8 protein-coding genes and 1 tRNA gene are annotated in these 11,285 nt (G+C 73.6%); 3 read left to right on the top strand and 6 right to left on the bottom strand.

Annotated elements, in window-relative coordinates:
* From GFJ45_RS12820 to selD, 5 genes are all read right to left on the bottom strand, one after another.
* The coding region (locus GFJ45_RS12820; RefSeq protein WP_153397826.1) for a hypothetical protein at positions 1-1,052 on the bottom strand (1,052 nt) is incomplete at its 3' end.
* Positions 1,053-1,349: 297 nt separating this feature from the next.
* A complete protein-coding gene (gene nrfD / locus GFJ45_RS12815) occupies positions 1,350-2,345 on the bottom strand; it encodes an NrfD/PsrC family molybdoenzyme membrane anchor subunit (protein ID WP_228386976.1) in 996 nt (331 codons plus the stop codon).
* Entirely contained in the window at positions 2,342-3,280 is a 939-nt protein-coding gene (locus GFJ45_RS12810; protein WP_153397824.1) for a 4Fe-4S dicluster domain-containing protein, read from the bottom strand. Before GFJ45_RS12810 ends, nrfD begins: the two co-directional genes overlap by 4 nt.
* Positions 3,277-6,537, bottom strand: coding sequence for a formate dehydrogenase (gene fdh / locus GFJ45_RS12805; RefSeq protein ID WP_228386971.1), 3,261 nt, complete (start codon positions 6,535-6,537; stop codon positions 3,277-3,279). The genes GFJ45_RS12810 and fdh overlap by 4 nt, the downstream gene beginning before the upstream one ends.
* 28 nt (positions 6,538-6,565) lie before the next feature.
* On the bottom strand, positions 6,566-7,564 hold the full coding sequence (gene selD, locus GFJ45_RS12795) for a selenide, water dikinase SelD (RefSeq protein ID WP_153397817.1): 999 nt from the start codon (positions 7,562-7,564) through the stop codon (positions 6,566-6,568).
* 50 nt (positions 7,565-7,614) lie between these two features.
* Here selD and GFJ45_RS12790 point away from each other — a divergent pair.
* A tRNA-Sec gene (locus GFJ45_RS12790) sits at positions 7,615-7,709 on the top strand.
* On the opposite strand, the gene GFJ45_RS12785 is transcribed toward GFJ45_RS12790, so the two are convergent.
* Positions 7,677-9,035, bottom strand: coding sequence for a serine hydroxymethyltransferase (locus GFJ45_RS12785; protein ID WP_153397815.1), 1,359 nt, complete (start codon positions 9,033-9,035; stop codon positions 7,677-7,679). The two genes, GFJ45_RS12790 and GFJ45_RS12785, sit on opposite strands and share 33 nt — an antisense overlap.
* A 58-nt stretch (positions 9,036-9,093) precedes the next feature.
* Between GFJ45_RS12785 and selA the strand changes: the two genes are divergently transcribed.
* Positions 9,094-10,416 carry an L-seryl-tRNA(Sec) selenium transferase gene (gene selA / locus GFJ45_RS12780; protein ID WP_153397813.1) on the top strand — a complete coding sequence of 441 codons (1,323 nt, stop codon included), beginning with the start codon at positions 9,094-9,096 and terminating at the stop codon, positions 10,414-10,416.
* Between the two features lie 2 nt (positions 10,417-10,418).
* Positions 10,419-11,285: GTP-binding protein (locus tag GFJ45_RS12775; RefSeq protein ID WP_194288656.1), on the top strand; the 867-nt coding region annotated here is incomplete at its 3' end.

The following is an 11,285-nucleotide window of genomic DNA, read 5'->3' as shown; positions in this document are numbered from 1 at the left end:
TCGGCGGAGGCATCGTCGGACTGTCGACGGCCATGACACTGCTGCGCCGCACGCCCGGGCTCGGGCTCGGGCTCGGGCTCGGGCTCGGGCGCCGGCTCCGGCTCCGGCTCGGACGCGGAGCTGCCAGCCGGGTTGTTCCGCTCGCTGCGGTCGGCCCGCTCGGTGACCCGCGGCTCGGACTCCGCCTCGGCGGAGTCGTCCGCAGCAGCCGCTGCGGCAGCAGCCTCCGCTGCGGCCTGGTCAGCGGCCCGCTGGCGCTCCGCCTCCTCCGCGGCGGCCTGCTCGGCCGCACGCTGGCGCTCGGCCTCTTCCTGCGCCCGACGGGCAGCCTCGGCCTGCAGGTGGGCCTGCCGCTCCTGCTCGGTCGCCACCGAGACCTGGCGCACCCGGGCCAGCTCTCGGATGGTGCTCTCCATCTGTTGGGAGAGCCGGACGGCCTCGGCCTCCGCGACCGCCACCGCTTCGTCGGCCTCGGCAGCACGCTGCTCGGCCTCGACGGCAGCTGCCTCGGCCTGTGCTGCGGCCAACGCAGCGGCGCGCTCCAGCTCCTCGGCGGTCCCCGAGGCGCTGGCCGCCACGGCCACGTCGTGATTGCGGATCTTGCCCACGACCTCGAGCGACCCGGCCCGGTCGAGCACCTCGTCAGCCGAGTCGGCGGAGAAGAGCAGGGTCAGTGTGTCCAGACCCGCCGACTTGTAGGCGGTCGCGGCGTGGCGGCCCAGCAGGGTGTTGGCCTCGTCGGCCTCCCGGCGGGCCTCCCTGGCTCGGTTGGCGGCCTGGTCGGCCTCGGCCTGCAGCTCCTCGTGCCGCAGCCGCGCCTGGTTGGCCCGCTCCCCCGCCGCCTGAGCACGCATCTGCACCTGCTGCAGCTGCTGGTGGTACTCAACCATCCGGGCATCGAGGGTTGCCACCTGCTGCTCGACGTCCACGACGGCCTGCTCGGCCTCGCGCACGTCCTCCAGCGAAGGTGGCTCCTGCGCCGCCGCGACCGACGGCAGCCCAACGGTGAGGACCAGCAGCCAGCTCAACGACATGCCAGCACGGCGGGACATGCCAGCACGGCGGGACGGGCGCGGGGCACTCACGATGTCGACCTCCAGGGGCGGGGCGGGAGCCGGCGGGCAAGCCGGCACACGGGGGGCGAAGCGAGGTCGACCCTAGAGCGCTTCTGTCACAGAGGAAACACCCGCACCAGGCATCCGTCCTGGTCACAGGCCGTTTCCGGTGTGCTGACCCACTGGCCGTCCGCGTTGTTCGAAGTTACACGTCTGTCTTTCCCGACGTCAGGCCGTCACCGTTCGTCCAGCGCAACACCCTGGACACCAGATAACGATCTGATAACGAATCAGTCAAGGGGCCGGGGAGCCTGCCGTGACTGACGGCGTCGCCTCGCCCGCCTCGATTCGCTCCCGTTGCGGAACCACGGTGTAGCGGGGGTCCCGAGCCGAGGCCTGGCCGGCCTCGAAAACCCCGTAACGCGTGCACCATGACCCGGCCAGGAGGGCGAGGCCGGAGAGACCGGCAGCCACGCGGCTCCGGCCCGCCAGCAGGGTCCCCACGGCCCCCGCGGCGGTCAGCCAGCTGCTGGCCCGCATCCAGCGGCCGGCCCGCCCTTGGTGGAGCGGCTCGGCGAGCATGCCCAGCGACTGCTCCATCCGGCGCTCGGCCACCAGCTCGGTGAGCGCCCCGGCCAGCGCCATCCGCCGTGCCGGGCCCGCCTCGGAGACCGGCGCGGCCAGCATGCCCATGCCACCGGAGGCGGCCGCCGCCGAGGCGGTGAACAGGAACGGCAGCTCCCGGTAGGCGCCGTGCCAGGTCGGCGTCGCGGTGTCGGCCAGCAGCACACCGGTGTAGGAGGCAATGGTCGGTGCCGTGACGGCCGCGGCCACCCCAGCGGGACGCTCCACGGCAGCCAGCAGCTGCCCCGGGAGGCCCAGCGACTTCGGTCCGCCGACGAGGCGGGCGACCTCACCGGCGGCGGCGACACCTGCCAGCGGCCCGTAGGTGGCCAGCAGCCAGGTCCCCACCGACATCGGGGAGGTGAACTTGGCCACGCGCAGCATCTTCAGGAAGCGCCCGGGCCTGCCCAGGTCGTGAACCAGCGCCACCAGGCTGACACCGAGCCCACCCAGCGCGGTCAGCCGGCCGGCTCGCCGCAGCCCGGGCCGGCTGCTCAGATCGGCCCCGGCGGCCAGCAGCGAGGACCCCGCCGCCAGCCCTCCGGAGAACAGATAGATGGGGATGTCGATCTCCCACGGGGAGGCCTTGAGCACCGCGCGGTCGTAGTAGGAGCGGAACTCCGCCCCGGGCACCATCGACACCCCGGGGCGGGCCTCCGCCGTCACCGTCGACCCCCCAAGAAGGCCGCAGCGGCACCGGCCAGCAACGCGCCGGCGGCGACCCCCGCGCGGCGGTACATGCTCGGCAGGTCGCGCGTGGTCACGATCGGGTCCGGGGGCAAGCCGTAGACCTCCGGCTCGTCCAGTAGCAGGAAGAACGCTCCCGCTCCACCGACACCGTCCTGCGGGTCGTGCCCGTAGAGCCGCGCGGAGCTGACGCCCCGCTCGTGCAACGCCGCCACCCGTTCCTGGGCGCGCCCCCGCAGCTCGTCCAGGTCGCCGAACTGGATCGAGTCGGTGGGGCAGGCCTTGGCACACGCGGGCTCCTGGCCGGCGCCGAGCCGGTCGTAGCACAGCGTGCACTTCTGGGCGATGCCGACGTTCTTGGCCCCGGAGGGCCCCTTCCGACGCTCGATGACACCGTACGGGCAGGCAGGCACGCAGTAGCCGCAACCGTTGCAGATGTCGTCCTGCACCACGACGGTGCCGAACTCGGTGCGGAAGAGCGAACCTGTCGGGCACACGTCCAGGCAGGCAGCGTGGGTGCAGTGCTTGCACACGTCGGAGGACATCAGCCACCGGAAGTCGGGCTTGTCGCTGTCTCCGCCAGCTGCCTCGGCGGCGTCCTCCTGCTCCCCACGCACCGTCGGCATCCCCAGGTCGACCGGGGCACGGGTCCCGGTGGATCCGGACCCCTGCTCCACGAACGCGACGTGCCGCCAGCTGTTGGCACCCAGCGCACCGGTGTTGTCATAGGAGGAGCCCAACAGGTCGAACCCCTGGTCGGGGACCTCGTTCCACTCCTTGCAGGCCACCTCGCACGCCTTGCACCCGATGCAGATGCTGGTGTCGGTGAAGAACCCCTTGCGCGGCGGGGGGTCGACGTAGCCGGCGTCTCGCGCCGGATCGAGCGGGCCGTAGAGGCTGTTGGTGCGTGTCACTGCTCGGTCCCCTTCCCGGTGGTCAGCACGGGGGGGTACGTGGCGCCGACCAGCCCGGCGCGCCGTCGGTACTCGGCGACGAGGTCGAGCAGGGCCTGCCCCCGCGGTCGCCGGCCGGACCGGACGTCGCACGTGCCCACCTTGCTCTCCTGGATCAGCACGTTGGGATCGAGGACGATGCCGAGCAGGTCGTTGGCCGAGTCACCGGTCACCATGCCGCCACTACCCCAGTGGTAGGGCAGCCACGCCTGGTGGACGGTGCGTCCCTCGACCCGGAGCGGCCGGAGCCGCTCGGTCACCATCACCCTGCCCTCGATGGCCGCGCGTGCCGTGACGACGTGGCACCAGCCCAGGTGCTCCAGACCGCGCTCCTCGGCCAGCGCCGGTGACACCTCGACGAACATCTCCGGCTGCAGCTCCGACAGGTACTGCAGGTAGCGGCTCATGCCACCGGCGGTGTGGTGCTCGGTGAGCCGGCTGGTCGTGAACACGAACGGGAAGACGTCGGTGTGCGCGTCGGCGCCCCCGGGGTTCATCCGGTTCTCCTCCCGCCGGTACTCCAGCCGCGTCGGGTTGGCCTGCTGGGCGTACAACGGGTTGCGGAACAGTGACTCCACCGGCTCGTAGTGGGTCGGCAGCGGACCGTCCAGCAGGCCCTGCGGGACGAACAGCGCCCCCTTGCCGTCACCCATCATGATGAAGGCGTCGTCACCGGAGAGCGCCTCGACGCCGCTGGCACCGGCAGGCGCCCGGTAGCTCGGGGACTTGGCCACCTCGAAGTCGGGCACGTCGTGCCCGGTCCACCGGCCTTGTTCCTCGTCCCACCACACGTAGGCCTTGCGCTCGCTCCATGGCCGCCCCTCGGGGTCGGCGGAGGCCCGGTTGTAGAGGATGCGCCGGTTGGCCGGCCACACCCACCCCCACTCCAGCGCTACGGGCCCCTGCTCGCTGCCCGGCTTGCGACGGGCGGCCTGGTTCACCCCATCGGCGAACACACCGGTGTAGATCCAGCAGCCGCCCAGCGTGGACCCGTCCGTCCGCATCTCGGTGAACGACGCCAGCGGCCGCCCGGTGGCGACCTCGTAGCCGTTGATCTCGCGCAGCACCGCCTCGGCGCTGGGCTCCTCGTGCGGGCCGTCGACGGGATAGTCCCACGCCAGGTCCAGGACCGGCCGGTCGCGTGCGTCGGTGGAGCCGGCCAGCCGCTCTCGCACCATCCGTCCCAGGTGGTAGAAGAACCACAGCTCGGAGCGGCAGTCACCGGGCGGCTCCAACGCCTTCTCGCGCCACTGCAGCATCCGCTGGGTCTGCGTGAAGGTGCCCTCCTTCTCCGCGTGCCCCGCCGCAGGCAGCAGGAACACCTCGGTGGCGCACTCCTCGGGCACGATCTCGCCGGTCTCCACCTCGGGGGAGTTCTTCCAGAAGGAGGCGCTCTCGATCTCGAACAGGTCCCGGACCACCAGCCAGTCCAGGTTGGCCATGCCCAGCCGCTGCGCCTTGCCGTGCGCGGAGCCGACCGCCGGGTTCTGCCCCAGCAGGAAGTAGCCCTTGACCTTGCCGTCGATCATGTCCAGCACCGAGCGGTAGGTGCCGTGGTCGCCGGTGATCCGCGGCAGGTAGTCGAAGCAGAAGTCGTTGTCCGCGGTGGCCTTCTCGCCCCAGTAGGCCTTGAGCAGGTTCACCCCGTAGGCCTCGGCGTTGGCCCAGAAGCCCTTGGCCCCCGCACCGCCGCCCATGTCCTCGATCCACTCGCGGAACGACCCGTGGTCAGCGGGGTTGGGCATCACCAGGTAGCCCGGCAGCAGGTTGAACAACGTCGGGATGTCGGTGGAGCCCTGGATGCTGGCGTGCCCGCGCAGCGCCAGGATCCCGCCGCCGGGGCGACCCATGTTGCCCAGCAGCAGCTGCAGGATCGCGCCGGCGCGGATGTACTGGACGCCGACGCTGTGCTGGGTCCACCCCACGCTGTAGACGAGCGCCGTGGTGCGGTCCCGTCCGGAGTTCTCCGTCCAGGCGCGGCACACCTCCAGGAACTGCTCCACCGGCACGCCACAGGTCTCGGCCACCATCTCGGGGGTGTACCGGGCGTAGTGGCGCTTGAGGATCTGGTAGACGCAGTTCGGGTGCTGGAGCGTGTCGTCCCGAGGCGGCTCGTCCTGCAGGGAGATGCCGTGCGACTCGTGCTGCAGCGGCTGGGCGGTCTGCCGCTCCTGCTTGGTCTCCTGCGCCGGCTCGGCGTGGTCCTCCCTGCCCGCGTACTGCCAGCTGGTCTCGTCGTAGGTGCGGGTCTCCCGGTTGAAGCCGGAGAACAGCCCCTCGAGGTCGTCGGTGTCCTGGAAGTCCTCGCTGATGATGCTGGCCGCGTTGGTGTAGGCCAGCACGTACTCGCGGAAGTCCAGCTCGTGGGTGAGGACGTAGTTGATGATCCCGCCCAGGAAGGCGATGTCGGTCCCGGCCCGTAGCGGGACGTACTCATCGGCCAGGGCACTGGTTCGGGTGAACCGCGGGTCGACGTGGATGACCGTGGCACCCCGATTCATCGCCTCCACCACCCACTGGAAGCCCACCGGGTGGGCCTCGGCCATGTTGGAGCCCTGGATGATGATGCAGTCAGCGTTGGCCAGGTCCTGCTGGAAGGTCGTGGCGCCGCCGCGCCCGAAGCTGGTCCCCAGACCGGGGACGGTGGCGGAGTGTCATATCCGGGCCTGGTTCTCGATCTGGATCGCACCCAGCGCGGTGAACAGCTTCTTGATGAGGTAGTTCTCCTCGTTGTCCAGCGTGGCGCCGCCGAGGCTGGCGATCCCCATGGTGCGACGGACCCGGTGGCCGTCCTCGTCCTCGTCCTGCCAGGTCTCCCGCCGGGTACTGACGACCCGGTCGGCGATCATCTCCATCGCCGTGTCGAGGTCCAGTTCCTCCCACTCGGTGCCGTAGGGCCGCCGGTAGCGCACCGTGGTCTGCCGCATCGGGCTGGTGAGCAGGTTCTTGCTGGCAGAGCCTTTCGGGCACAGCCGGCCGCGGGAGATCGGGCTGTCGGGGTCCCCCTCGATCTGCACGATCTGCTCGTCCTTGACGTAGATCCGCTGCCCGCACCCGACGGCGCAGTAGGGGCAGACGCTGCGGGCGACGCGGTCGGCGGTCGAGGTGCGTGCGGTCAGCTCCTCGGAGCGGGCGGACTTGGCCGCCGCGCCGCGACCGAGCACGTCGGACCCCGTGAGCTGTCGCAGGACCGGCCAGTTCAGGAACGTCTTCGCCACGGTCCGCGCCTCCTCGCCTCGGGTGCCGTCATCGTAGGAGCAGAGTCGTCTCTCCTGCCAGCGCAAGCTCGCCGATCACCGGGTGACCCGGAACCTCCCCCGCGACCAGCAGCCCGCCGGACGTCTGCGCGTCGGCCAGCAGCAGCAGCTCCTCCTCGCTCAGCCGGCCCTCGGTCGCCAGGTGCGGCCGCACCCAGGCCAGGTTGCGGCGACTGCCGCCGGGCACGTAGCCGCTCGCGAGCGCCTCCCGTGCACCCTCCAGGTAGGGCACGGCGGCCGTGTCGACGACGGCGGTGACCCCGCTGGCGCGGGCGAGCTTGTGCAGGTGCCCGAGCAGCCCGAACCCGGTGACGTCGGTGGCGCACCGGGCCCCGGCCGCGACCGCTGCCCTCGCGGCCTCGTCGTTGAGCTCCGTCATCGTGGCCACCGCCTGCGGGAACACCTCGCCGGTGGCCTTGTGCCGGTTGTTGAGCACTCCCAGGCCGAGCGGCTTGGTCAGCGTCAGCGGCAGCCCGGGCCGGCCGGCGTCGTTGCGCAGCAGCCGGTCCGGGTGTGCCGTGCCGGTGACCGCAAGCCCGTACTTGGGTTCCGGGTCGTCGATGCTGTGCCCGCCGGCCAGGTGGGCGCCCGCCCGCTGGCACACCTCGGCGCCACCGGCCAGCACCTCGGCGGCCAGCTCCATGGGCAGCCGCTCCCGCGGCCAGGCCAGCAGGTTGAGCGCCAGCAGCGGGGTACCGCCCATCGCGTACACGTCCGACAGCGCGTTGGCCGCCGCGATCCGTCCCCAGTCCCGGGCGTCGTCCACGACCGGGGTGAAGAAGTCGGTGGTCATCACCAGCGCCCGGTCCTCCTCCAGGCGCACCACCGCCGCGTCGTCGCCGTGGTCGGTACCGACCAGCAGCTCCGCCCCCTGCGGTGCCCCAGGCAGGCCCGCGAGCACCGCCTCCAGCTCCCCGGGGGGCACCTTGCAGGCGCAGCCGCCTCCGGAGGCGTACTGGGTCAGCCGGACCGGGGCGGTGAGGGTCATGGGCCCAACCCTAGGCAGCCCCGCGCGAGCCCGCCGCTACAGTGGCGCGCGGAGGCGTGTCTCGTCTGGTGACGGGCCCGGTCTTCAAAACCGCGGTGACCGAGGACCTCGGTCAGGCGGGTTCGATTCCCGTCCGCCTCCGCCACTCCCCCCCGCCCGCGGTGAACCCCACGTCCCGGAACCGCGAGCGCCACTGCGTGACCCGCGGCGCGACCGCCGCTGGGTCCTCGCCCAGGCCGTCGCTGATCAGCTCGGCCAGCTCGGGCGCGTGCTCCGGGCGCACACCACGACGCACCACTTCCGGCGTCCCCAGCCGCAGCCCGTTCAGGTCGCCCTCGACCGGCTCCACCGGCAGGCCGATGCCGCAGCCGAGCAGGTTGGCCCGGCGCAGCCGGCGTGCCGCGGCCTGCCCGCCGCCCCACCGGTGGGCCCGCAGCGCCAGCTGGTGGGAGCGGGTCACCCCGTCCCGTCCCTGGAAGACCGGCAGCCCGCGGACCGCGAGCTGCTCCCCCAGCGCCCGGGCCGTGGCCACCATCGCCGCCGCGTAGTCGCGGCCGGCCGCCTTCCAGTCCAGCATCGTCACCGCGAGCGCCGCGACGCGTCCGGCGTCGAAGTTGGCGGTCAGCCCCGGGAAGGCGATCGCCTCCAGCCGCTGCGCCAGCCCGGCGTCGTTGGTCACCACGAGCCCACCGGCTGGGCCGCCCAGGCTCTTGTAGGTGCTCATCGTCATCAGGTGGGCGCCCTGCTCGAGCGGGTTCGGCCAGGCACCGCCGGCGACCAGACCACACACGTGTGCCGCGTCGAACAGCAGCCGAGCACCGACCTCGTCGGCCACCTCCCGCAGCGCTGCCACCGGGTGCGGGTAGAGGTTGAGGCTGGCGCCGACCGTGATCAGCCGGGGCCGCACCTCGCGGGCCAGCCGGCGCAGCGCCGCCACGTCGACGGTGTAGCCGCTCGCGTCGACCGGCGCGGCGACCGTCCGCAGCCGGTACATCCCCGCCGACCCGGCCCCGTGGTGGGTGACGTGCCCGCCGATCTCCGCGGGCGGAGCGATGACCGTGTCTCCGGGCTCGCAGGTGGCCAGGAAGGCGTAGAGGTTGGCGACCGCGCCCGAGGGCACCCGCACCTCGGCGTAGCGGGCCCCGAAGACCTCCGCCACCAGCTCGGCCGCGATCACCTCGATCTCCTCGATCGCCTCCAGGCCGGTCTCGTACTTGTCGCCGGGGTAGCCCAGCGAGGGCCGGGAGCCGAGCCCGACCGCCAGCAGCGCCTCCGCCCGGGGGCTCATCACGTTGGTGGCCGGGTTGAGGTTGAGGCACTCCTCGTCGTGGATGCGGCGGTTGGCCGCGGCCAGCTCCTCGAGCCGCGCCAGGGCCGCGGTGACCGACGCGGCGGCGGTCTGGGTCGCGAGCTGCTGCACCCGCTGCTCGCTGTGGTCGGGCACCCAGGGACGTCGGGCCAGTGCGGACATGACCCGAGCCTGCTGACCGACCGCCGCGCTGTCCAGCGCTCGACTACGCTCGGCGGGCGTGAGGCAGCCCGAGCAGGAGGACCCGCGGCGGGCGACGCCGCGCACCGACCGGGTCCTCGCCGACCCACGGCTGGAGGAGGCGAGCCACCGGCTGGGGCCGCGGCTGGTGCGGGTCGCCGTCACCGCCGCGCAGCAGCGGTGCCGCGACGGTGAGCTCGGTCCCGAGCAGGTCCCCGACGCCGCCGTGGCGGCCCTGCCCACCGCCGCGACCACGCTGCGCCCGGTGATCAACGCCACCGGCGTGATCGTGCACACCAACCTCGGCCGGGCGCCGCTGTCGGCCGCTGCCGTCGAGGCGCTCGCCCGGGCGGCGGGCACCACCGACGTCGAGCTGGACCTGGCCACGGCCCGCCGTGGCCGTCGTGGCGGGGGCGCCCTCGACGCACTGCGTGCCGCCGTCCCCGCCGCCGAGGCCGCCCACGTCGTGAACAACGGCGCCGCCGCACTGGCACTGGCCGCGGCGGCCCTCGCCGGTGGCCGGGAGGTGGTGGTCGCCCGGGGCGAGCTGGTGGAGATCGGTGACGGCTTCCGCATCCCTGAGCTGCTCGAGGCGGCCGGCGCCAGGCTGCGGGAGGTGGGCACGACCAACCGGGTGCACCTGCGCGACTACGCCCAGGCCGTCGGCGAGGACACCGCGCTGGTCCTGAAGGTCCACCCCTCCAACTTCGAGGTCTCCGGGTTCACCTCCTCGGTGACCGTGCCGGAGCTGGCCGGGCTGCCGGTGCCGGTGGTGGCCGACATCGGCTCCGGCCTGCTCGCCCCGCACCCGCGGCTGCCACGGGAGCCCGACGCGGCCTCGGTGCTGGCCGCGGGCGCGGACCTGGTCACCGCCAGCGGCGACAAGCTGCTCGGTGGCCCGCAGTGCGGCCTGCTGCTGGGACGGGAGGAGGTCGTGCAGCGGCTCCGGCGCCACCCGCTGGCCCGCGCGCTGCGGGTGGACAAGCTGACGCTGGCCGCTCTGGAGGCGACGCTGACCGGTCCGGCCGCTCCGGTGGCGGCCATGCTGGACCGGCGCGCCGACCAGCTGCGGGCGCGCGCCGACGCGGTCGCGGCGCGGCTGGCCCCGCACGTCGACGTCCAGGTCGTCGAGTCGGCCGCCACGGTCGGGGGCGGCGGCGCGCCCGGCGTGGAGCTGCCCAGCGTGGCGCTGTCGCTGCCGCCGCACCTGGCGGCCCCGCTGCGGGCTGGCGACCCGCCCGTCGTCGGCCGCGTGCGAGCGGGCCGGCTGCTGCTGGACCTGCTGACCGTGGCCGAGGCGGATGAGGAGCCACTGGTGAGCGCGGTGACGGCCGTCACCACCCGTCCGGACGGGACGGGCTGAGGATGCGGGTCGTCGCGACCGCCGGTCACGTCGACCACGGCAAGTCCACCCTCGTCCGCGCCCTCACCGGGAGCGACCCGGACCGGCTCGCCGAGGAGCGCCGCCGCGGGCTGACCATTGAGCTCGGGTTCTGCTGGACCGAGCTGGACGACGGGCAGCAGCTGGCGTTCGTGGACGTGCCGGGGCACGAGCGGTTCGTCACGACGGCGCTGGCCGGGCTGGGCCCGGTCCCCGCGGCGCTGCTGGTCGTCGCCGCCGACGACGGCTGGATGCCGCAGACCGCCGAGCACGTCGCCGCCCTGGAGGCGCTCGGGGTCCGGCACGGCGTCATCGCGGTGACCCGCAGCGACCTCGCCGACCCCGAGGTGGCGGCCGAGCTGGCCCGCGAGGAGCTCGCCGGCACCGGCCTGGCCGACGCCCCGATGGTCCCGGTGTGCGCCCCCACCGGCGCCGGCCTGCCCGAGCTGCGTCGTGCCCTGACGGCCATGCTGGCCCGCCTGCCCGAGCCCGCGCTCGGGGCCGACGTCCGGCTCTGGGTGGACCGCTGCTTCACAGTCACCGGCGCGGGGACGGTGGTGACCGGGACCCTGCCCGCGGGACGCCTCGCCGTGGGTGACGTCCTCGAGACCGGCCGGGGCGGGCGCGTGCGGGTGCGCCGCCTGGAGTCCCTCGGCCGGCAGGTCCCCGAGGCCCGCGGTGTCGCGCGGGTCGCGCTCAACCTCACCGGCGACCCCGGCACGCTGCAGGGGCTGCGCCGCGGGGACGTCCTCGTCAGCCCGGGGGCCTGGGCGTCGGTGACCGAGCTCGACGTGCGGCTGCGGAGCCCACGGCCCGGGCAGCTGCCCCGGGAGGCAGTGCTGCACCTGGGC

Source organism: Ornithinicoccus halotolerans, assembly GCF_009602535.1.
GTDB lineage: Bacteria > Actinomycetota > Actinomycetes > Actinomycetales > Dermatophilaceae > Ornithinicoccus > Ornithinicoccus halotolerans.
This window is presented reverse-complemented; position numbering and strand designations above follow the sequence as displayed.

Excerpts from the sequence above, each read along its gene's own strand:
- selD (WP_153397817.1), bottom strand. The coding sequence starts at position 7,564 with ATGACCCTCACCGCCCCGGTCCGGCTGACCCAGTACGCCTCCGGAGGC.
- GFJ45_RS12785 (WP_153397815.1), bottom strand. The coding sequence starts at position 9,035 with ATGTCCGCACTGGCCCGACGTCCCTGGGTGCCCGACCACAGCGAGCAG.